General features: G+C 31.8%; 18 protein-coding genes. 11 read left to right on the plus strand and 7 right to left on the minus strand.

Annotated features, from left to right (window positions below; genetic code table 11):
- Positions 1 to 186: 186 nt before the first annotated feature.
- The 3 genes from Q0935_RS06515 to uvrC form a co-directional block, all read right to left on the minus strand.
- Positions 187 to 1,347: a homogentisate 1,2-dioxygenase gene (locus Q0935_RS06515; protein ID WP_299250065.1), complete on the minus strand. Its 1,161-nt coding sequence runs from the start codon at positions 1,345 to 1,347 to the stop codon at positions 187 to 189.
- Between the two features lie 194 nt (positions 1,348 to 1,541).
- The gene (locus Q0935_RS06520) at positions 1,542 to 3,794 is read right to left on the minus strand and encodes a patatin-like phospholipase family protein (protein ID WP_299383587.1); all 2,253 of its coding nucleotides are present in this window, start codon (positions 3,792 to 3,794) and stop codon (positions 1,542 to 1,544) included.
- Positions 3,795 to 5,597, minus strand: a complete 1,803-nt coding sequence (gene uvrC / locus Q0935_RS06525; RefSeq protein WP_299383591.1) for an excinuclease ABC subunit UvrC — start codon at positions 5,595 to 5,597, stop codon at positions 3,795 to 3,797.
- A gap of 107 nt (positions 5,598 to 5,704) precedes the next feature.
- Here uvrC and Q0935_RS06530 point away from each other — a divergent pair, with 107 nt between their 5' ends.
- The 4 genes from Q0935_RS06530 to Q0935_RS06545 are packed head-to-tail and all read left to right on the plus strand — an operon-like array spanning position 5,705 to position 8,619.
- Complete coding sequence (locus tag Q0935_RS06530; RefSeq protein WP_299250060.1) at positions 5,705 to 6,142, plus strand: RimK/LysX family protein; 438 nt, start codon at positions 5,705 to 5,707, stop codon at positions 6,140 to 6,142.
- 58 nt (positions 6,143 to 6,200) lie between these two features.
- A complete protein-coding gene (gene rimK, locus Q0935_RS06535) occupies positions 6,201 to 7,070 on the plus strand; it encodes a 30S ribosomal protein S6--L-glutamate ligase (RefSeq protein ID WP_299250058.1) in 870 nt (289 codons plus the stop codon).
- Positions 7,071 to 7,072: 2 nt separating this feature from the next.
- The gene (locus Q0935_RS06540) at positions 7,073 to 8,050 is read left to right on the plus strand and encodes a succinylglutamate desuccinylase/aspartoacylase family protein (protein ID WP_299383594.1); all 978 of its coding nucleotides are present in this window, start codon (positions 7,073 to 7,075) and stop codon (positions 8,048 to 8,050) included.
- A 2-nt stretch (positions 8,051 to 8,052) separates the two neighbouring features.
- Positions 8,053 to 8,619, plus strand: coding sequence for a 5-formyltetrahydrofolate cyclo-ligase (locus Q0935_RS06545; protein WP_299383597.1), 567 nt, complete (start codon positions 8,053 to 8,055; stop codon positions 8,617 to 8,619).
- Here Q0935_RS06545 and Q0935_RS06550 read toward each other — a convergent pair.
- The 3 genes from Q0935_RS06550 to Q0935_RS06560 all read right to left on the minus strand — a co-directional run bounded on the left by Q0935_RS06550 (position 8,616) and on the right by Q0935_RS06560 (position 11,024).
- Positions 8,616 to 9,251 (minus strand): lipoprotein signal peptidase, encoded by a 636-nt coding sequence (locus Q0935_RS06550; protein ID WP_299383600.1) that lies wholly within the window; start codon positions 9,249 to 9,251, stop codon positions 8,616 to 8,618. The two genes, Q0935_RS06545 and Q0935_RS06550, sit on opposite strands and share 4 nt — an antisense overlap.
- Positions 9,252 to 9,277: 26 nt before the next feature.
- Positions 9,278 to 9,901: a hypothetical protein gene (locus tag Q0935_RS06555; protein WP_299383604.1), complete on the minus strand. Its 624-nt coding sequence runs from the start codon at positions 9,899 to 9,901 to the stop codon at positions 9,278 to 9,280.
- Between the two features lie 67 nt (positions 9,902 to 9,968).
- Entirely contained in the window at positions 9,969 to 11,024 is a 1,056-nt protein-coding gene (locus Q0935_RS06560; RefSeq protein WP_299250048.1) for an endonuclease/exonuclease/phosphatase family protein, read from the minus strand.
- A 140-nt stretch (positions 11,025 to 11,164) separates the two neighbouring features.
- Here Q0935_RS06560 and Q0935_RS06565 point away from each other — a divergent pair, with 140 nt between their 5' ends.
- The 7 genes from Q0935_RS06565 to Q0935_RS06595 all read left to right on the plus strand — a co-directional run bounded on the left by Q0935_RS06565 (position 11,165) and on the right by Q0935_RS06595 (position 20,039).
- Entirely contained in the window at positions 11,165 to 13,984 is a 2,820-nt protein-coding gene (locus Q0935_RS06565) for a carboxypeptidase regulatory-like domain-containing protein (protein WP_299383607.1), read from the plus strand.
- Positions 13,985 to 14,024: 40 nt separating this feature from the next.
- The gene (locus Q0935_RS06570; RefSeq protein WP_299383611.1) at positions 14,025 to 15,428 is read left to right on the plus strand and encodes a DUF5689 domain-containing protein; all 1,404 of its coding nucleotides are present in this window, start codon (positions 14,025 to 14,027) and stop codon (positions 15,426 to 15,428) included.
- Positions 15,429 to 15,498: 70 nt separating this feature from the next.
- A complete protein-coding gene (locus tag Q0935_RS06575; protein ID WP_299250042.1) occupies positions 15,499 to 15,876 on the plus strand; it encodes a hypothetical protein in 378 nt (125 codons plus the stop codon).
- A 249-nt stretch (positions 15,877 to 16,125) separates the two neighbouring features.
- Positions 16,126 to 17,913, plus strand: coding sequence for an OmpA family protein (locus Q0935_RS06580; protein WP_299383614.1), 1,788 nt, complete (start codon positions 16,126 to 16,128; stop codon positions 17,911 to 17,913).
- 96 nt (positions 17,914 to 18,009) lie between these two features.
- On the plus strand, positions 18,010 to 18,930 hold the full coding sequence (locus Q0935_RS06585) for a hypothetical protein (protein WP_299383618.1): 921 nt from the start codon (positions 18,010 to 18,012) through the stop codon (positions 18,928 to 18,930).
- 177 nt (positions 18,931 to 19,107) lie between these two features.
- A complete protein-coding gene (locus Q0935_RS06590) occupies positions 19,108 to 19,452 on the plus strand; it encodes a hypothetical protein (RefSeq protein ID WP_299383622.1) in 345 nt (114 codons plus the stop codon).
- Between the two features lie 92 nt (positions 19,453 to 19,544).
- Complete coding sequence (locus Q0935_RS06595) at positions 19,545 to 20,039, plus strand: hypothetical protein (protein ID WP_299383625.1); 495 nt, start codon at positions 19,545 to 19,547, stop codon at positions 20,037 to 20,039.
- A gap of 37 nt (positions 20,040 to 20,076) precedes the next feature.
- Here the strand turns inward: Q0935_RS06595 and Q0935_RS06600 are convergent, their stop codons facing one another.
- Positions 20,077 to 22,215: a Tex family protein gene (locus Q0935_RS06600; RefSeq protein WP_299383628.1), complete on the minus strand. Its 2,139-nt coding sequence runs from the start codon at positions 22,213 to 22,215 to the stop codon at positions 20,077 to 20,079.

Genomic DNA, 22,215 nt, shown 5'->3' on the forward strand with positions numbered 1-22,215 from the left:
CCTTACAAATATTTTAGCCCTGATTACTTCACAAGACTCTTATTTATATGGAGTTTAGTGATTACTTCGCAGTTGAAACGGCATCCTTTTTAGTTTTTTCTCAAAAAAGATATAGTGTAAAGCAGGAAATAGCTTCTAATATTTTTTGTTTTAAATAGATTCCTGCCTGCGCAGGAATGACAAATTTTAATGATCTAACCACGATTTGTGGTAATCTTCGTCGGCAATTTTCATGGCTTCTTCTGTAACCATTAAAGGCTTGAAGGTATCTACCATGACTGCTAATTCTTCGGTTTTAGTTTTGCCTATACTTTTCTCTGCTGTTCCTGGGTGTGGACCGTGTGGAATACCTGCTGGGTGTAATGAGATGTGACCTTGGTCTATATCGTTACGGCTCATAAAATCGCCATCTACGTAGTATAATACTTCGTCGCTATCTATATTACTGTGGTTGTATGGCGCAGGAATACTTTGCGGATGGTAGTCGTACATGCGTGGTACAAAACTACAGATTACAAAGGCGTCGGTTTCGAAGGTTTGGTGTACTGGAGGTGGTTGGTGAATGCGACCTGTAATAGGTTCGAAATCGTGAATTGAAAGCGCATACGGGTAATTGTAACCATCGTAGCCTACAACATCGAAAGGATGTGAAGCGTATACCATATCGAAAATGTCACCTTGTTTTTTAACTTTCATTAAAAAATCTCCGGATTCGTTATTGGTTTCTAATTCGTATGGTCTGCGTATATCGCGTTCGCAAAATGGTGAATGTTCAAGCAGCTGCCCAAAATGATTTCTATAACGTTTTGGAGTGTAAATTGGTCTGCGAGATTCTACAATAAAGAGTCTGTTGTCTTCGGTGTCGAAGTCTATTTTATAGATTATGCCACGAGGGATTATTAAATAATCTCCATATTTAAAGTCTAGATTACCAAGATGTGTTCTTAGTTTTCCTGAGCCTTTGTGGATAAAAATCATTTCGTCTGCATCAGAATTTTTGTAAAAATAGTCTGTTGTAGAATACTTTGGTGCAGATAGAATTATTGTACAATCACTATTTGTTAAAACAGCTTTTCTGCTTTCTAAATAATCATTTTCTGGTTTTACTTGAAAGCCTCTAAAACGATAAGATTGTATGTGGTTTTTCTTTGCAATTTTAGGCGCAACACTGTATTGTCTTTTTATTTCTTTTACTTGTGTAGGACGTTGTTCGTGGTAAGAGTTTGTGCTCATACCATCGAAACCTATGGTTCCAAAAAGTTGTTCGGAATATAAAGACCCATCTTCTTTTCTAAATTGTGTGTGTCTTTTATGTGGGATGTTTCCTAATTTGTGATAAAACGGCATTTTTTTAGTTTTTTTGAATTAAAAATTTAAAGTATTAAGTTAGACTTTTTACTTTATTAAATGCGGAAAAGGAAAGTATAGTTTACTCTGGATTTCTTTTAATAAGAAATTTTAAAAAGGTTAATATGTCTTGCCAAAAGTGATTCATCATTAACAAATATCGTGAATTTTTTGGAGTTATTAAAATGTAATTTTTAGAACCAAAATCCTAAATTGAAAAACCAATAAGATTCCTTAGTTTCTGGAGAGTAAGTGCACTTCGCTTCTATAGGACCTAAAAAAGTTTCTATACCATAGCCTAAAGCATAACCTGAATAATCTGGAAGTGAAAACCAATCTATATCTTCTGAGCTAAATAAGTTGTCTTCTACATTGGCAAAGTTTGCGGCTAATGTTATGTGGTGTTTGTTTATTACTTCGTAGTCTAAATTTATTGTGCCTTGAATAAAACTGTCTCCGGAAATAGATAAATAATCGTAACCATAAAAGGTTTTAAAATTATTAATAAAGTTGTTAGCATAGCCACCCAAGACAAAATCTAAGTAGGCATAGTCTTTACCATTAATTTTTGCTCCAGCTCCAGTGGAAACATGAGCACTTAATTTATTGGTTAATGCGTGGGCATACCCTAAACTTGCTGTTATTGTTGAGAATTGAGTAAAGTTTTTGTTGTAATCTGATGAGTATAGGTATAGATTAAAATCACTATTAAAGTATAAACCACTATTAGGGTAGTATTTGTTGTCAAAAGAATCGAACCTTAAATTTGCAAACGTACCTACATAGTCGCTTTTCTCGAATGTTGTTTTATTCTGGTTTGCAGATGGTAAAACAGTTTCCGATGTTATTTTGTAACGTTTATGTTGTGCTCCAAGTGTTAGTGTTAAGTCGTTTTTGTATTGTGTTTGTACAAAAATTTTGTTGGTAACATCTGTAACTTTCATGTCTAACTTGTTTACACCTGCAGCTGTAACGTCTTGGTCCGATAGTAAAGCGGCAGCAGAGACAGCTTTGTCGAATTCGTTATACCTAGAGCTTAATCCAACACTCCAGTAGTAACCTTTATCTATATAATATTCAAAATTATATCTTACATTATCACCTACAATTAAATCTAAAGATGCAGCATCACTTTTAAATAGAATTTGATTTTTCGTAATATTAGCGAGTAGAGCACTTTTGTATAAGCCATCATAATGTAGACCAAATTTTAAAAAAGTAGTCTTATTGGTTTCTTTAACTTCTGCGTGTAGATCGTATCCATGAACATTCTCATTACTAATGGATGGTACTAGTTTGTATGTAAAACTGTCGAAATTATTTGTTCCGACTAAATTATTAGCGCCACTAATAAAATGGTCATAGCTTATTTTTTCGTTTTGTTTAAATTTTAATTTTCCTAAGGCATAAGAAATAGTGTAATTACTTAAGCCTTTAAATAATATCTGATTTATTTGAAGGCTATCTGGTGTTTTAAGCTTAACAAAATTTGGTGTTTTTTTTGTCTGCTTTCCAGCTAATTCACTTAGTTGAGAAATTTTCAATTTAGCTGCAATCTCTCCGTTCTCAATTATTTTTGCGCCATCGTCAAACGAAACAACATTAAATTTTGTAATGTCAGGTTTAATATAAATGTCCGTTTTGGGTGCTTTAATCTTCATATCATTTATAGTACGAAAATTGTTTATTTGAAATAGTATTGCTGGAGCAGAAGATAAATCGTTTCTGTTAGCAAGCCCGTCTTGCACATCTACGCCAATAATTACATCCATGCCTTTTGCACGTAGTTCGTCTATAGGGTAGTTGTTTGTTACGCCTCCATCTATTAATAATTGTTCATCAATAGTTACGGGTTCAAATAATGAAGGAAATGCTCCACTAGCTTTTACAGATTGTGCCAGATTGCCTTTGTCTAATACTACAGGTTGTCCTGTTTCTATATTTGTAGCAATGCAAAAAAACGGAATAGGAAGTTTGCTAAAGTCTTCTACGTCATTAACGTGTAATGTTAATTTAGATAATAAATTAAAAGTGTTTTGACCTCTAGATAAAGCAGAAGGTAGATGCATTTTAAAATGATCGAATGGCAATACTATGGCGTATTTTTCATGATTTTCGCGTTCGTAAAAGGTTTTTGCATCTCTTGGAATTTCGTCATTTAATATTTTATCGAAGTCTACATTTTTAAAAATAGAGTCTAATTGTTTTCCAGAATATCCAGAAGCATAAAGAGATCCTATAATAGCGCCCATACTTGTTCCTGCAATATAATCGATACGTACGCCTAAGCTATCTATAATTTTTAAGGCACCAATGTGGGCAAGGCCTTTTGCACCACCACCACTTAATACCAATCCTACTTTGGGCTCTTTTGATGATTCTTTTTGAGCAAACACATTAGTGTTTAAAAAGAATAATAGCGATATTGCGATGATAAATGATCTCATTTAATCGTTTTCAGTTTTATGATAATGACTATAAATTTTTTCTGCTCTCGAAACACCTATAACCTCTTCAAGCTCGTCTAGCTTTGCATTAGCAATTCTTTTAGCAGATTTAAAAACTTTTAGTAAATCTATAATTGTTTTTTCGCCAATTCCAGGAATGGTTTCCATTTCTGTATTTAACGCTTGTTTGCTTCGTTTATTTCTGTGATGTTCAATACCAAAACGGTGTGCTTCGTTTCTTAATTGTTGTATAATTTTTAGTGTTTCGCTTTTTTTATCTAAATATAGTGGAATTGGATCGTCTGGATAGAATAATTCTTCTAAACGTTTTGCAATTCCTATAATTGCAATCTTGTTTCTTAAGCCTAAAGCGTCTAAGCTTTTTAAAGCTGAAGATAATTGTCCCTTTCCACCATCAATAATTATTAGTTGCGGTAATGGTTCATCTTCATCAAGTAAGCGTTTGTATCTTCTATAAACAACTTCTTCCATTGATGCGAAATCGTCTGGACCAACAACTGTTTTTATATTAAAATGTCTGTAGTCTTTTTTACTTGGTTTTCCGTTTTTAAAAACCACGCAAGCAGCAACAGGATTGGTACCTTGTATATTAGAGTTATCGAAACATTCAATATGTCTTGGTTCTTCGCCTAAAAGTAAATCTTTTTTCATTTGCGCCATAATACGCTTAACGTGGCGATCTGGATCTGTTATCTTAACTTGTTTAAAACGTTCCATTCTATAATATTTTGCATTACGAATAGAGAGGTCTAAAATTTTCTTTTTATCTCCAAGCTGAGGTAGGCTTACTTTTATTTCATCTCCAACTTCAACAGAAAAAGGTACGTAGATTTCTTTGGAGTTTGAGTTAAAACGCGCTCGAATTTCAATTATAGCAAGTTCTAGTAGTTGTTTGTCTGTTTCGTCTAATTTCTTTTTAATCTCTAAGGTGTGCGAGCGTATTATTGAACCATAAGATATTTGAAGAAAATTAATATAGCCGTAGATTTCATCACTTACAATAGAGAACACATCTACATTACTAATTTTTGGATTTATTATGGTCGATTTAGCTTGGTAATTTTCTAATATTTCAACTTTTTCTTTAATCTTCTGGGCGTCTTCAAACAGCATTTCTTCAGCAAATAAATGCATTTGTAGTTTAAATTGTTCTAGCGAATCTTTAAAGTTTCCTTTTAAAATGGCCCTTATAGCTTCTATGTTTTTATGGTAATTAGCTTCAGTTTCTCTAGCTTCGCATGCGCCTTTACAATTTCCTAAATGGTATTCTAAGCAAACTTTAAATTTTCCTGAATTTACATTTTCGTGAGAAAGCTTGTAATTACAAGTTCGTAACTTATAAAGGCCTTTAATTAAACCTAATAAGGTTTTAACCGTTTTCATACTTGTGTATGGTCCAAAATATTCACTACCATCTTTAATTACGCGACGTGTTGGGAATACTCTTGGAAAACGTTCGTTTTTAATACAAATCCACGGATAAGTTTTATCGTCTTTTAATAAAACATTGTAACGTGGTTTGTGCTTTTTAATTAGGTTATTTTCTAATAGTAAAGCATCTGTTTCGGTTTCAACAACAATGTGTTTTATGTTAACTATTTTGCTTACTAAAACTCTGGTTTTTCCATTTTCGTGCGTTTTCGTAAAATAAGAAGAGACTCTTTTTTTTAAATTTTTAGCCTTTCCAACATAAATAATAGTGCCTTCAGCATTAAAATACTGGTACACACCAGGTGAATTTGGTAAGGTTTTTAACTGTATTTCTAGCGAAGGATTATCCATTAACCCAAAGATAATACTTAAAAAATATTTTAGATAGTAATTATGATTGCAAGATTAGTTTAATCCAAGTTTTTTGTTACTTTGCGGCATTAATTTAAGTTAAAAAAATGCCCAAAAAAGTTATAGGCAGAATAGATAAAGTAGATTTTCCAACGCTTGATTTATTTGATATAGATATTAAAATAGACACAGGAGCTTTTACATCTTCTATGCATTGTCACCAAGTTGTGGAAGAGGATAACTTGCTAAAATGTTTGTTTTTTGATAAAGGACATCCAAATTATAATAAGAAGATTATAGTTTTTAAAAACTTCTCTACAACTAAAGTAAAGAGTAGTAATGGTATGGTGCAAAAGCGATACATTGTAAAAACATCTGTTATCCTTTTTGAAAAAAAATACAAAATAGACCTTACTTTAAGTACTAGATCTGAAATGAAATATCCTATTTTAATTGGTAGAAAATTTCTTTCTAAAAAGTTTCTAGTAGACGTTAATTTAAAAAACTTATCTTATGTTAAGAAAAGTGACATTCAAATAAAATAATCCTAAATATATCAAATAACACTATTTTTGAATAATAATAATAGACCAATTTAAAATAATGAAAATAATAATTTTATCCCGAAACATTCATTTATATTCTACTAAACGACTTGTTGAGGCCGCAAAAAAACGCAAGCACGAAGTAGAGGTAATCGATCCATTAATGTGTGATATTATTATTGAGAAAAAAAATCCGAAAGTTATTTTTAAAGGAAGAACTTTAGAGTGTGACGCAATTATTCCAAGAATAGGAGCATCTGTAACTTTTTATGGAACTGCTGTTGTAAGGCAGTTTGAAATGATGAAAGTGTTTTCGGCAATAGAGTCTCAAGCTTTAGTAAGGTCTCGAGATAAGTTGCGTAGTTTACAAGTGCTTTCTAGAGCTGGTTTGGGAATGCCAAAAACGGTATTTTCTAACTATGCTAAAGATGTGCAAAGTATGATAGAATATGTAGGAGGTGCACCTTTAGTAATTAAATTATTAGAAGGAACACAAGGGTTAGGTGTTGTATTAGCAGAAACAAATAATGCTGCCGAATCTGTAATCGAGGCTTTTAATGGATTGCAAGCTCGTGTTATAGTCCAAGAATTTATAAAGGAATCTAAAGGAGCCGATATTCGTGTTTTTATAGTAGATGGAGTAGTGGTTGGTGCCATGAAGCGTCAAGGTAAAGAGGGCGAATTTAGATCTAATTTACACAGAGGAGGAAGTGCTAATATAATAGAGCTTACAGACGAAGAAGAAAACGCAGCTTTAAAAGCGGCTAAATCTCTTGGTTTAGGTATTTGTGGTGTAGATTTATTACAATCTGCCCGCGGACCTTTAATTTTAGAAGTTAATTCTTCGCCAGGATTAGAAGGTATAGAAGCTGCTACTAAAAAAGATATTGCATCAACTATTATTCGTTATATTGAACGAAACGTTTAATTATGAGTATTGATAATAAAGACGATTTAAACATATTAGGTGAAACTATTAAGCCCGGGCAAAGCGTAGAAATTAGCTTTAATGTTGCAAAATTACATACTAGAACACTAGTAGATATTCCTATTATTGTTGAGCGTTCTAAAAAGCCTGGACCAGTTGTTTTATTTACCGCAGGAATTCATGGAGATGAGGTTAATGGAGTAGAGATTGTTCGTCAGATTATTTCAAAAGGCATTAACAAACCAAAAACAGGAACCATAATTTGTGTTCCGGTTTTAAATGTTTTTGGTTTTATTAATATGGAACGCGAGTTTCCCGATGGTCGCGATTTAAACAGAGTGTTTCCAGGAAGTAAATCTGGTTCTCTGGCAAGTAGAGTAGCACATTCTTTGGTTTCAGAAATTGTACCTCATGCCGATTTTATTATGGACTTCCATACCGGAGGAGCACTGCGATTTAATGCACCTCAAATAAGAATTATTGAAGGTAATCCAGATATGGATATTGCGGCTAAAGTTTTTGGAGCTCCTTTTGTTTTATATTCTAAAAATGTAAATAAATCGTTTAGAAATACTTGTAATAAATTAAATAAGCCTATTCTTCTTTTTGAAGGCGGAAAATCTATTCATATAGACAATGATGTTACAAATACAGGTGTAAATGGAGCCAAACGTATTTTGAATTTTCACGGAATGCTTCAAAGAAAATTTAAAGTTTCAGAGCCTAAAAAAGCTGTTATTTTTATAAATGAAAGCCGTTGGATTCGCGCCAGTTATTCTGGAATGTTTAAGGCTTCAATCACTATTGGTTCTAAAGTAGAAAAAGGACAAGTTATTGGGAACATTACAGATCCTTATGGTAAGTTTAATCATTTTGTAAAGACTTCTAATTCTGGATATATTATTAATGTAAACGAATCTCCAATTGTTTATCAAGGTGATGCACTTTTTCATATTTCAACTAAATTAGTAAAAGAATAACAATGGTTACTAAGTTAGAATTAAGACAGAAATATAAGAATCTTAGAAAGGAATTAACTGAAGATGCAATTGAAGATTTAAGTCTTGAAATTGCAAATAAATTACTAGAATTAGAAATTTGGGACTATGAGTTCTATCATGTTTTTCTTTCTATAGCGAGTTTAAAAGAAATAAATACAGATTTTTTGCTAAGTATATTATCTGGGAAAGATAAAAATATAGTGATTTCTAAAAGTGATTTTGAAACGAGGTCTCTTCAAAATTTTCTATTAACAGATGGAACTAAGATTAAATTAAATAAATACAATATTCCAGAACCTGTAGATGGTATAGAAATTAATAACTCTAAAATAGAGGTTGTATTTGTGCCACTTTTAGCTTGCGATAAAAACGGGAACAGAATAGGCTATGGGAAAGGTTTTTACGATAATTTTTTAGCAAGTTGTAAGCCAGAAACTATTAAAATTGGATTGTCTTTTTTTGAACTTGAAGACGCCGTTTTTCCTGTTTTAGAAAGTGATATAGCACTAGATTACTGCGTTACTCCACAAAATATTTATAAATTCTAAGCATTGTCTTCCTTTTTAGGAAACGCTTTTTTATTAAAGAATAATAGAATGCTAAATCCAGTTGCAATTGCAACATCTGCTATATTAAAAACAGGTTCGAAAAAAATAAAGTTTTCACCTCCTAAAACGGGTAACCAATTAGGTAGATTTCCTTGCCACATTGGAAAATAAAGCATGTCAACCACATTGCCATATAATAAGTTGTCGTAGCCACCTTCTCTAGGCATAAATGAAGCAACTTGTCCAAAGCTATCATTAAAAAAAGCGCCATAAAAAACAGAGTCGAGAATATTCCCTAAAGCTCCTGCGAAAATGAAAACTAATGCTAAAAGTAGTGTTTTAGATTGGTGTTTTTTTATTGAGTTTACTAACCAATAGCCAATACCTAAAATGGCAAAAATTCTAAATGTTGTTAAAGATAATTTTGCCGTTCTATCACTTATTAAACTTGGAGCAAAGTCGCTTAATTTGGTTCCCCAAGCCATGCCATCATTCTCTACAAAGTAGATTTTAAACCAACTAAAAATCTCTAGAGATTCATGAAGCTGAAAATGTGTTTTTATGTATAGTTTGCTAATTTGATCGATTAGTAAAATAATGAGAATTAAAAAGGAAGCTTTTTTTAAGGACATCGCAATAGTTTGAAGCTAAAATAAGACTAATTTTTAGTTTTATAGATTTTAATATTTCCATTAATAGAAGCTATTTTTATTTTGTTTGTAGCTTGTGTTATTTTTTCGCTTTCTATTATTCCTGTTTTAGTTTTTGCTTTAATTTTCGCATTATTAGTTTCTAAAGTAATATTACCATTATGCGTATTAATTGTAGCATTTCCTATAAATTTTAAAACTTGAGCATTTCCTTGATTTAATTCTAGAATCAAGTTCTTGTAAGTGCCACTAATTTTTGCTGAAGCTATTGCGCTTTTAATATAAAGACTTAGGTTTTTTGGAACTTCAAGTACAATCTCAATAGAATGGACTTTGTGTGCATTTAATTTGTCGTCTGTTTTATTGGTTAGCTTTGGGTAGGCAGATGTTATTGTAAGTATATCGTTATTAATTTGGGTTAAAATGTGAGTCCTTTTAGAATACTCGCCTTCTATTTTAGAAGTTATTTTTATAGTCTTTATGCTAGTTGAGTTTATGTTAATTTTAAAAATAGCATCATCCTCAATAACAATAGATTTTATGGTGTTATTGTTTATTGTTATTTCTTCAGTTTTTTGTCCGTATAAAGAAATAAAACAAAGAGAGCAGAAAAGGAATACAATGTATTTCATATAAAACAATGTAATAAAAAAAACGCCAACTAAATTAGTTGGCGTTTTAAATTTATGGAGTAATTTTTTATTTTATCTCTTTAACTAAAAAGATATAAACAGGAAAGTGATCACTAAATCCGTCTGTAAAGCCGCCGTCTGCAAAACTTCTAAGAGGATAACCTTTGTATCGTCCTTTTTTGTTACTTAAATAATTCTTGTTATAAATTCCTGCTTTGTAATATCTGTAAGAAGAAAAATCGGTTTCAATTAATGGTTTAGTCACCATTATTTGATCGAATAAACTCCAAGCGTCTCTATAAGCAGTAGTACCTAGTCCTTGTTTTTTAAACATATTAATAAAAGGATTATAGATACCTTTTATTGCTACATTTTTTTTCTTCGCTTTTGCTTTAAGTACATCTTTAACGCTTGCATTAGTAGGGTCATCGTTTAAATCTCCCATTGTAATAACTTTAGCGTAAGGATCTATTACTTGTAAAGAATCTATAATGTGTTTGTTAAGTTTGGCAGCAGCCATACGTTTAGAACGACTTCTTGCTTCGCCACCACTACGAGAAGGCCAGTGGTTTACAATAATATGTATAAGGTCACCATCTAATTTACCAGAAACTAATAATTGATCTCTAGTGTAGACACGTTTCTTTGAATTATCATCATAGATTTTTAAAGTATGAGAACTTTTAGAAATAGGCTGAAATAAATCTTTTTGATACATTAATCCTACATCAATACCACGTCTATCTGGAGATTCGAAATGAACAATACCATAATCGTGAGATAATAATAAAGGATCGTTAGCAACATCTTCAACAACATCAACATTTTCAACCTCACATATACCAATAATTGCTGGTGCGTTTCCCGTAGTTTCAGAACCAATATCAGAAATTACACGTGCCATATTATGAACCTTCTTTTTGTAGATTTCTTCACGATTTGCTTTAATTTCCATCATCGGACTAGCTTCATCGTTTTTCTCTGTATCGTTTACAGTATCAAATAGGTTTTCAAGATTGTAAAAAGCAACAGTATGGATTTTATATTTCTTATCCTCTTGAGCATTAGCGCTTACAAAGGCAGTAATAAGTGCGACTGAAAGCCATAGTTTTAAATTCTTCATTAGTTATAATGTTATGTTTATGTTATGCGTGCATTCAAAATTCTTGCCAAAGGTAAATGTTTCTAATAAATAATGTAACTTTGCAAGCCTTAAATAACTATTATTTAATGTGTAAACTATTATTAACTATTATTTCTAGTATGAAAAAAAATTTACTTATTTTTTTATTCGGAATGTTCTCTGTGTTTACAGCCTTCGCTCAAGAAACGGTTGTAAAAGGTAGCGTTAAAGACGCTGTTACAGACGAACCTCTTCCAGATGTAACAATTACTGTTGAAGAAACAGGGCAAACTGAAACTACAGACGGTTTAGGTCAGTTTAAATTTAGCACTGCAGTTCCTTTTGGTGAGCAAATGCTAAAAATCACTAAATTAGGATTTTTGACAAAAAGATATCCTATTGTTGTAAATGAAGGTGAAATTGTTGATATTCAAGATATGACTCTTGAAGTTGATAGAGGTAGTCAACAAGACTTGTTTACGATATCTCTTTCTGATGATGAATTAAATGATGACACTAGTGGTTCTGATAATATATCAGGTTTATTATCTTCATCTTTAGATATTTTCCAAAGAACAGCAGCTTTCGAATTTAGTTCTTCTTTCTTTAGAGTAAGAGGTTTAGATTCAGATAATGCAGCTGTAATGATTAATGGTGTTGAAATGAATAAGTTCGATACAGGAAGACCACAATGGAGTAATTGGGGAGGTTTAAACGACGTTGTTCGTAACCAAGAATTATCTTCAGGACTTTCACCATCAGCATATACTTTTGGAGGTCTTTTGGGGTCAACAAATATGAATACTAAAGCATCTTCTTACAGAAAAGGAGGTCGTATTACTTACTCATCTTCAAATAGAAGTTATACAAACCGTTTAATGGCAAGTTACGCTTCTGGTTTAATGGAAGACGGTTGGGCGTACACACTTATGGTTGGAAGACGTTGGGGAGACGAAGGTTTTCAAGATGCATCTTTATATGACTCTAATTCCTTTTTCGCTTCAGTTGAAAAGAAAATTAACGATAAGCATAGCTTAAATTTTACTTCAATATATGCACCAAACAGAAGAGGTAAGTCTTCTGCTAATACGCAAGAAGTTTACGATTTAAAAGGTATTAAGTACAATGAGTATTGGGGATATTTAGATGGAGAAAAAAGGAATTCTCGTATTAAAGAGGTAGAAGAGCCAATTATAATGTTAAATCATACTTGGGACATTTCATCTAAAACAGCTTTAAATACAAATGTTGGGTACCAGTTTGGTAAGGTGGGAAACAGTCGTATTGATAACTCAGGAGGTGCAAACCCAAGTCCAGCCTATTACCAAAATTTACCAAGTTATTTTTTAGCAGATGACGATGGAGCAGATTTTAGTGGTGCGTATGGTGCAGAGCAACAGTTTATAAATGATGGGCAAATAAATTGGACAGATTTATTTGTAGCCAACGATTCTAAAAATTTATCAGGACAAGCAGCTGCATATAATTTATATGAAGACAGAAACGATGATAAACAGTTAACTGTAAATACAATTTTTAACACAGAGTTAAGTGATAATATTATTTTTAACGGAGCAATTAACTATAAGAAATTAAATTCTGATAATTTTGCTGAAATTATTGATCTATTAGGAAGTACTGTTGGAGCATCTAACGTTGATAACTTTGACGGTTTTCAATTCGATTTATTAAACCCAGACCGTTTAGTTCAAGTTGGAGAGAAATTTAGATACCATTATAAAATAGAAGCTAACGAGTTGTCTTCATACGCGCAAGCTCAATTTAAATATAATAAGGTAGACTTTTTCTTAGCAGGTAGTATTACAAAAACAGATTACCAAAGAGAAGGTGTCTTTCAAAATGAAGCTAATGTAGAATTAGATAATTTTGGAACTGTTGTGAAAGATAATTCTTATGGAAAAGGTGATAAATTAGAGTTTACAGGCGTTGGCTTAAAAACAGGTTTTACTTATAAAATTACAGGAAAACATTTATTAGATTTTAAAGCAGGTTATTTAACACAAGCTCCATCTATTAGAAACACATACACAAATTCAAGATCGAATCATGATTATGTAGGTGTAAGTAACTTAGAAGCTATACCTGGTGCAGAAAGCATAACAGAAGAGAAAATTTCTTCTGCAGATATTAGCTACATTTTCCGTTCTCCAATAGTAAAAGCAAGATTAACTGGTTTTTATACAAAAATTGAAGATGCAAATGAAATTTCTTTCTATTTCGCAGATGGTGTACAAGGTTTTACAGATGAAAATAATACAGCTGTTGAAAGCGAATTTATCTCTGAAGTTTTACAAGGAGTAGATAAAAGACATATTGGAGCAGAATTAGGTATTGAAGCTCAGTTAACACCAACTATTAAGTTAAAAGGAGCTGCTTCTTTTGGACAATATACTTATGATAATAATCCAAATTTATACCTTTCTGCAGATAGCCAAACAGTATCTTTTGGAGAAGCAAACCTTGAGAATTATAAATTAGCAGGTGGGCCACAACGCGCAGCATCTATAGGGTTTGAATATAGAGATCCTGATTACTGGTGGTTTGGAGCAACTGCTAACTTCTTTTCTAATGCATATGTAGACGTTAGTCCAATTACTAGAACTCAAAACTTCTATCAAGATACAGATGGTATTGCTTTTACAGATTACGATCCAGAAGTAGCTAGTGAGTTGTTAAAACAAGAAGAGTTTGATGAGTATATGGTTGTAAACCTAGTTGGAGGAAAATCTTGGAAAGTAGGAGATAAGTACATTGGCTTTTTTGCTAGTGTAGGTAACCTATTAGATAAAGAATACAAAACTGGTGGTTTTGAACAAGGTAGAAATGCAAACTACAGAGAATTAAGAGATGATAGTAGTAATGATACAAGAGTATTTGGTTCTAAATACTGGTATGGTAGAGGTATCAACTACTTTGTAAATGTGTATTGCAGATTTTAAGAAAAAGAAAACGAAAAATATTATATTAAAACAATTAATTATGAAAATAAATAAATTTTTAGCTTTAGCATTTGGTTTAGTAACCATGCTATTAGTAAATTCATGTGTTGAAGACGATGATTATACTGTGCCAGAAGTATTAGTACCAGCAGTAGATATTTCGACATTAGGAACTAGAACAACTTTTGCGTCTGTAATTTCAAGATTTGAGGATGCAGAAGCAAATGGAGATGATATTGGAACTTGGGAATTTGATGCTCCTTTATATATAGAAGGTTATGTAGTATCTAGTGATGCAACAGGTAACTTTTTTGAAGAAATTCTTATCCAAAACTCACCAGATGAAAATGATTTAGCAGACGATCCAAGAAGAGGATTAAGAATTGAAATAAATGTAAGAGATGTTTCTAATTTTTATAATTATGGACGTAAAGTATACGTAAAACTTAATGGTTTAGCTGTTGGAGAATCTAGTGGTGTATTAACATTAGGTAAGTTAACAGGAGATGCATTAGGTCAATTGGAAGCTTTTGAATATAAAGATTTTGTAATTAGAGATCCAGAAGTTGCTACAATTATACCTAAAACGGTTGCCATTTCAGATTTATCAGAGCAGGATGAAAATACATTAGTAAAAATTACTGATGCACAGTTTATTAAAAGTGCAATAGAAAATACTAATAGTTATGCAGGCGAAGCTTCAGATTCATTCGATGGTTTTAGAACTATTAAAAATTGCGAATCAGGTGCTACAATTACTCTACAAACTAGTACGTTTGCAGATTTTAAATCATTTCCTTTAGCACCTGGGAAAGGTGATATTTCGGCTATTTTTTCTAGAGATTTTGGAGACGACTTCAATGTATTAGTTATTAACAATGTAGAAAGTGTTAATTTTACTAATGAAGAAAGATGTGATCCATTTGATATTAATGATTTTGATATCGTTTTCGAAGAAGATTTCACAGACGGTTTAACAGGTTGGGAAGTTTTTAATACATCTGGAAGTACATCTTGGTTTGCAGGAGATTTTGGTAGTGATTTTTATGCAAGAGGATCTGCATTTTCAGGAGGTTCAATAGTTCAAATGGTAAGTTGGTTAATATCTCCATCATTAAATTTTGACGCTCAAGACGATGAACAAATGGTTTTACAAATTGCTGATGCTTTTAGTAATGGAGCACCTTTAACAGCATACTATTCTAACGATTATGTTGCTGGAAGTAATCCTTCTGCTGCAACGTGGATAGAAATTGGAGCAGATGAAATTCTTGCTCTTCCTGAAAACACAGGTTTTTTCGATAATGAATTTGATGAAACTGGATTAGTAGATCTTACTGCTGTAACAGGAAATGCTGTAATTGCATTTGTTTATGATAGTAATAATGCGACGGTTTCAACAACTATAGATTTAGGAAATGTTAAAATATTAAGCCCTCAATAGAACAAACTAAAATTAATAATAATTAGTTTTAAAAACCAGCTCTGTTGAGCTGGTTTTTTTAGAATAAGCCATGACAGTTTTCGATCAAATTTTCCATTTCGTGTTCTCTAAATATAAAGAACGTTATAAGCAAAAAGCTAATACTATTGCTTTGTTTTATATATCAGTTTTACAAATTGCATTAGCCTTTGTGTTAGGTTGTTTTTTTGCAGCCTTTTTAAATAAACTACATGTAGATACTATGTCTAGCGAAAAAGCTTGGACTCTATTTGTTATGTTATCTATTGGTATTCATTTTAAAAACTGGATTAGTTATAATGGTAATACTAGAAAAGTTATGAATGCAAAGTTTAATAAAAAGAAATCGCGTAAGTTTAATATGTCTATGCTTATAGCGCTTCCTTTTATTTGCCTTGGAATGGGATTAATACTTCTTCAAGCAGCATAAAACATATTTTATTACTATAAAAAAGCCCACTCATTAGAGTGGGCTTTTTTTGTTTATATACCAAAGATTACCAATAATCGAATCAAAAAAAGCATGCTATTAAACACCTTTATCTATAGGTAATTATTTCTGTAATATTTGTTGTGTAAAAGTGCTTAAGGCAATTCTCTTTAAAATTAATTGGTAATACTAGGTAACAAAATAGCAGTTAAAGTTATCTAAAAATGTATAAACAAATTAAAACCTAAAATGATGAACAATTTAAGAAACACAATTAAACTATTTGTTGTTGCATTAGTATGCGCTTTATCGTTTACTACTAACGCACAACAATTAGAAAATCACACAAATTATTTTCAACTATCACCAAGAGTTGGTTACGACTTTCCGACCTATAAAAATAATACACCTGCAATAGATTATAAAGGAGGATTAAATTTAGGCCTGTCTTTAGATTACTATTGGAATACCTTCGGACTAGGTTTCGATTTTGATTATATTAAAAACCAGCCAAAAAGTACATTCCAAACAGATAATCTTTATGATGCTGGAGGAACACAAATTATCGCCACTAATCTTTTTGAAGATGGTATTACAAGAGTTTTCTATGGTATAGGACCAAATGCTCAGTTTAGAAGTAAAACAGGACGGTTTAAGACCGAAATTAATACACGTTTTGGTTTGGCATCTATTAAAGTCGGAAGAACTTTGTTAGAAAATGCAAATCCAGGAAATGAGATATTAAATTTTCATGCAGGATATAAAGATTCTGGAGTTTTTACCTTTAAAGGGCAAGTGCGTTTTACTTATATGCTAAGTAATAATTTTGGAATTAATGCAGGTGCTTATTACATGCGTCATTTTGGAGCGCAAGAGCTTGTAGACCCAACATTAGGTGTCTCAGCGGCATATTATGACACCGTTGCATTTACAGGGCCTACAGGAGAACCTGGAGTTCGTTTAGAGCAAGGTGGATTTAACCTAAGAGAAGAAGCCTGTGATTGCGATATTTCTTCAGTGGGAGTTTTTGCTGGTATTACTTATAAGTTTAGTAAAAAGGTAAAGGAAGATGTTTGCGAGGTTTGTGGTGAAGACCATATGCCAAGATGTTGTGCAACTTGTGGTTGTGGTATAACAGTAACAGCAAGAGATAAATATACAAGCGAAACATTGCCTTTTACAGATGTTGTTTTAACAGATCTAAACGGTAATATTGTGCAATCTGGTACAACAAATTCTTACGGAGTGGTTGTTTTTAATGATGTAGCTGAAGCAGATTATATTGTTAAAGGAAAATTATACGATGTTTCTTTAGAGGAAACTTCAATTGAAAAAGCAGAATTTATTGCTTGTAAAAAAGAGGGTAATAGCATACAAAAGGTAATCGAATATGGCGATTTAAACTTTATCCTAAAAGGAAATGTGGTCGAGTGTAATACAAATGAAGGCATTCAAGGTGTAGATATTAAGTTAAGAGATAAAATAAAACCTGGTCAAAAAAATACTTTGTCTGATAATTCTGGAGCTTTTATATTTCATTTAAAACAAGCCTCAACTTATGGACTTAACGGTAATAAAGATGGCTATTTTTCTAATGAAGTTGAGGTTGCTACTAGCGATTACAATAGAAATCAATCTTTATTTATAGATTTAGAAATGTGTGTTAACCCATGCGGTCAATCGATAAAACTAGATAACATTATTTTTAATCTTGATAAATGGGATATCCTTCCCGCAGCACGACCAGATTTAGATTATGTTGTTAAGTTAATGCAAGATAATCCAACAATAAGCGTAGAAATGTCTTCTCACACAGATTCTCGAGGCAGCAACCCTTATAACCAAACGCTGTCTCAAAAAAGAGCAGAATCAACAATCAACTATTTAATGACAAAAGGAATTTCTAGAGATCGTTTAATCGCTAGAGGAGCAGGAGAAACAGAACTATTAAACCGTTGTGCAGATGGAATAATATGTGAAGAGAACGAACACACAATTAACCGTAGAACAGAATTTAAAGTTATATGCCCTCAATAACTAAAAGAAAAAAAAGAAGCTATTAATTAATGTCAAGCCAAGATAGATTTAAAACGTATTCTTAAAGAAGTCTTGGCTTATTTAAAACACAAAACTATGAACACAAAAAATATAATATTAAAAAATAAAGATTTAGAATCTCTGTTTTTTACCGGACTAAAAGTAATAACTATAACTACCATTTTACTATTTACTTACTCATGTAGTAATGAAGACGATTGCGCCTATGGAATATTAAACGAATGTCCAGAATTAGGATTAAATATTGGAGATGCATGCGATGCTTCTGGCCAAGGAGTGTTGAATGGAACAGTGACCGAAGATTGTGAATGTATAGAAGCATTTCCTGTAATAAGAACTTGTCCAGGTTTTATACAGAATGGAGATTTCGAAATTGTAACAGGTAACCCAAATGCAACTGTAGACGAAGATATTGATTTAGCAACAAGTTGGAAACCTTTATGGCAAAGTGGTAGTCTAGCCGATTTATTTAATGCTGCAACAACAAACTTTGGAAGTTCTTCGTTTGCGGCTCCAACGCCTTCAAGCGGTGTTTTTGCAGGTATGTGGATTGAAAACTCTACATCAAGTAGTGCAACTTATAGAGAAGGTATGTTTAACGAATTAACAGCACCAATAAATGCTAATACAGGTAATTATACACTAACTTTTGATTATGCTAACATGAGTGAATCAATTGCTTCAAATGCGATTAAAATAGGTGTTTACGGTGTGTATCATCCTATTTCTGGTACATTGCCAGCAACTCCAACAGGTATTAATACACCTACAAATCTAGATTTGTTTGGTAGTACTAATACAGTGTTTTTAGGAGAAGTAACTATAACATCTTCTACTACAAATGCATGGACTACTGCAACTTTTATAATAGATACTAGTACTTTAATTATTCCTGCAACTGGTATAAACCACATTATGATTACCAATTCTCATATTCCATTTCCCGATTATGGAAAAATGTATGTTGGACTAGATAATTTTTGCTTAATAAATTAAGGCTATATAAATAAAACTCAAGACCATACTATTTGGTCTTGAGTTTTTTTAATTAGTAAGTAAGTTCTTAAACTAATGAGGTGATCAATTTTTAGAGGATTATTTTAGCTAAAAGTTTAGCATATCCTTAACAAATTATAATATAACTTTGTACTTATTAATAATTTAAGTATTAACATGGCAAAGTTTAAGTATATAGTTATAGCTCTTCTTTTGGGCTTGTCTACTTCCTTTTTTACAGAAAGTGAGACTGCTATTACTATTAAAAATACCTTGCCGCAAAACACAGTGCAAACTAGTACTGGTTTTAATACTCAAGGTATAATTGTAAATTCTCAAATAGATTTCACGGTTAACCTTTCTCAAGAAGATAATCTTTCATTTTTTAAACAATTAGGTTTAGTAAATGGAGTTTGCAAAGAGCAGCAAGAGAGTTACTTAGTTTATGAAAAAACGAGTGAACTTATTGATGTTAACTTAACTACAAAAGAAATTATTTTCCCATTTCATTGGTTTACGTAAGCGCAATAGTTTTTTAAAACTATTGCAATACTAATCTTTTTCGTAAAGATTTAGTATTGATTTACTATACATTAAATCAAAAAATTACAACAATGAAATTATCATTCACATTAATAGAAATACTAGTGGTGTCAAGCGTTTTCGTACCATTCCTTATATTCGTTTACAAAGGACTTAACAACACTTCAAAAACAAAACAAAAAGCCGAAAAAATCACTAAATTAAGTGGGTTCAATTATAAATTAAAGGAGGTTTGGAACAATAAGTTTATTGGTCTTGCAGAAGACGATAACATGTTAACCTACATTCAGTTTAATAACGATAATCATAAGATTTTTAACCTAAAACTATCTGATATTAAGTCTTGCGAATTAGTTACAAACTATAAAACAGGAAAGGATAAAGTAACAAGATTAGAATATTTAGATTTAAAAATTGCATTTCATTCTTTTAAAAAAGAAGAAGTAACCTTACATTTCTTTAATACAGACGATGGCTACACCGAAGATTACGAAATGCGTAGAATAGAAAACTGGAACAGCATAATTAATAGTAATATAAATGCAAGCTTGAAAAAAGCATCTTAATTGCTATTTAATATTAGTTCAAAAAAAAGCATCAACCTTAAATTGGGTTGATGCTTTTTTTATGTAGCTTCAATTGTATTCGTTTTCTAGTAACATCTACTTCCAAAACTTTTACAGTAATTTGTTGGTGTAAATGCACATGCTCATTTACATCTTTTACAAAACTATCCGATAGGTTAGAAACGTGTATCAATCCGCTTTCTTTAATTCCAACATCTACAAAACAACCAAAAGCAGTTATGTTATTTACTATTCCTGGTAATAATTGTCCGGAATGTAAGTCGGTAATCGATTTAATATCTTGGTTAAAACTAAACGCTTTAGCTGTTTCTCTAATATCGAGTCCTGGTTTTTTAAGTTCTTTAATAATATCTTCAAGCGTTAATAACCCAACAGATTCTGTACAATATTTTTTTAAATTTATTTTCTGAAGAATGGCCTCGTTACCAATTAATTCTCGAATAGTAACACCTTCGTCTATAGCCATTTTTTCGACTATTTTATAACTTTCAGGGTGCACTGAAGAATCATCTAAAGGATTTTTAGCCTCTTTAATTCTAAGGAAAGCAGCACCTTGCTCGAAAGCTTTTCCGCCTAAGCGTGGTACTTTTTTAATATCATTTCTAGATTTGTAAACACCGTTTTCATTTCTATAATTAAAGATGTTTTCGGCCAATTTGGGTCCAATTCCAGAAACAGAACTTAATAATGGAACACTTGCAGTATTAATGTTTACACCAACGGCATTTACACAATTCTCTACCACAACATCCAGTTGTTTTTGTAATTTATTCTGATCTACATCATGTTGGTATTGCCCAACACCAATAGATTTAGCATCAATTTTAACGAGCTCTGCTAATGGATCTTGTAAACGTCTTCCAATAGAAACAGAACCTCTAACGGTTACATCGTAATCAGGAAACTCATCTCTTGCAATTTTAGATGCCGAATAAATACTAGCTCCAGCTTCACTAACTATAAATACTTGTACATCGTTTTTAAACGGTACTTTTTTAACAATGGCTTCTGTTTCTCGAGAGGCTGTTCCGTTTCCAATGGCGATAGCTTCAATTTTATAGGTCTCGACTAATGATGCGATTTTATTTATAGCTCCAATACTGTCGCTTTTTGGAGGATGCGGATAAATAGTGTCGTTATGTAATAAAGTGCCTTGTGCATCTAAGCAAACTACTTTACAGCCTGTTCTAAAACCTGGATCGATAGCTAATACTCGTTTTTCTCCTATTGGCGAACCTAATAGTAATTGTTTTAAGTTTTTAGAGAAAACTGTAATTGCAGCTTCGTCTGCTTTTTCTTTAGCATTACTTAAAGCTTCGTTACTTAAAGACGGAAATAATAAACGTTTGTAAGCATCGGAAATAGCAAGTTCTATTTGGTCTGCACATCCATTTTTGCTTCTAATTATTTTTCTATCAATATTCTCTAATGCTTTTATAGCATCTATTTCAATTTTAACTCTTATAAAACCTTCGTTTTCTGCTCTTAAAATAGCTAATAGTCTATGGGATGGGATACGTTGTAAGCTTTCCGACCAATCGAAATAGTCTCTAAATTTTTGAGCCTTTTCATCTTCAATTTTGGCTTTAACCACTTTTGTAGAAATTTGAGCATGTCGCTCTAATTGGTTTCTTAGATTATTTCTAATGTCTGTACGCTCGTTAATCCATTCTGCAATAATATGTCTTGCGCCTTCTAATGCATCATCAACAGAGGTAATATCACCTTTTACGTATTTGTAAGCAATAGACTCTACGTCGTTTGCATTTTGGCTCATTATTATTTTAGCCAATGGTTCTAAACCATTTTTTCTTGCAGTTTCTGCCTTTGTTTTTCGTTTTTTCTTGAACGGTAAGTAAAGGTCTTCAAGCGTTATTAAGTCTGTGCAGCTTTCAATTTTTAATTTTAAATCTTCAGTTAAAACAGCTTGTTCTTCTAAGGCTTTAATAATTGCCTTTTTACGTTTCTCTAAGGCTTCAAAAAGTTCTTTGTATTTTACAATGTCTCCAATTTGAACTTCATCTAAATTGCCTGTAGCTTCTTTTCTGTAACGAGAAATAAAAGGAATTGTACAATCTTCGTTAAGTAATTTAATAGTGTTCTTAACTGAAGATTCAGGTAAGCTAGTATGTAATAATATGTATTTTAAAAGCAT

It is taken from the genome of uncultured Lacinutrix sp. (assembly GCF_947500605.1).
Taxonomy (GTDB): Bacteria; Bacteroidota; Bacteroidia; order Flavobacteriales; family Flavobacteriaceae; genus Lacinutrix.

Bases quoted from the DNA above. Each gene is read 5' to 3' on its own strand.
- Q0935_RS06515 (WP_299250065.1), bottom strand. From the start codon at position 1,347: ATGCCGTTTTATCACAAATTAGGAAACATCCCACATAAAAGACACACA.
- Q0935_RS06520 (WP_299383587.1), bottom strand. From the start codon at position 3,794: ATGAGATCATTTATCATCGCAATATCGCTATTATTCTTTTTAAACACT.
- uvrC (WP_299383591.1), bottom strand. From the start codon at position 5,597: ATGGATAATCCTTCGCTAGAAATACAGTTAAAAACCTTACCAAATTCA.
- Q0935_RS06530 (WP_299250060.1), top strand. From the start codon at position 5,705: ATGCCCAAAAAAGTTATAGGCAGAATAGATAAAGTAGATTTTCCAACG.
- rimK (WP_299250058.1), top strand. From the start codon at position 6,201: ATGAAAATAATAATTTTATCCCGAAACATTCATTTATATTCTACTAAA.
- Q0935_RS06540 (WP_299383594.1), top strand. From the start codon at position 7,073: ATGAGTATTGATAATAAAGACGATTTAAACATATTAGGTGAAACTATT.
- Q0935_RS06545 (WP_299383597.1), top strand. From the start codon at position 8,053: ATGGTTACTAAGTTAGAATTAAGACAGAAATATAAGAATCTTAGAAAG.
- Q0935_RS06550 (WP_299383600.1), bottom strand. From the start codon at position 9,251: ATGTCCTTAAAAAAAGCTTCCTTTTTAATTCTCATTATTTTACTAATC.
- Q0935_RS06555 (WP_299383604.1), bottom strand. From the start codon at position 9,901: ATGAAATACATTGTATTCCTTTTCTGCTCTCTTTGTTTTATTTCTTTA.
- Q0935_RS06560 (WP_299250048.1), bottom strand. From the start codon at position 11,024: ATGAAGAATTTAAAACTATGGCTTTCAGTCGCACTTATTACTGCCTTT.
- Q0935_RS06565 (WP_299383607.1), top strand. From the start codon at position 11,165: ATGAAAAAAAATTTACTTATTTTTTTATTCGGAATGTTCTCTGTGTTT.
- Q0935_RS06570 (WP_299383611.1), top strand. From the start codon at position 14,025: ATGAAAATAAATAAATTTTTAGCTTTAGCATTTGGTTTAGTAACCATG.
- Q0935_RS06575 (WP_299250042.1), top strand. From the start codon at position 15,499: ATGACAGTTTTCGATCAAATTTTCCATTTCGTGTTCTCTAAATATAAA.
- Q0935_RS06580 (WP_299383614.1), top strand. From the start codon at position 16,126: ATGATGAACAATTTAAGAAACACAATTAAACTATTTGTTGTTGCATTA.
- Q0935_RS06585 (WP_299383618.1), top strand. From the start codon at position 18,010: ATGAACACAAAAAATATAATATTAAAAAATAAAGATTTAGAATCTCTG.
- Q0935_RS06590 (WP_299383622.1), top strand. From the start codon at position 19,108: ATGGCAAAGTTTAAGTATATAGTTATAGCTCTTCTTTTGGGCTTGTCT.
- Q0935_RS06595 (WP_299383625.1), top strand. From the start codon at position 19,545: ATGAAATTATCATTCACATTAATAGAAATACTAGTGGTGTCAAGCGTT.
- Q0935_RS06600 (WP_299383628.1), bottom strand. From the start codon at position 22,215: ATGCTTTTAAAATACATATTATTACATACTAGCTTACCTGAATCTTCA.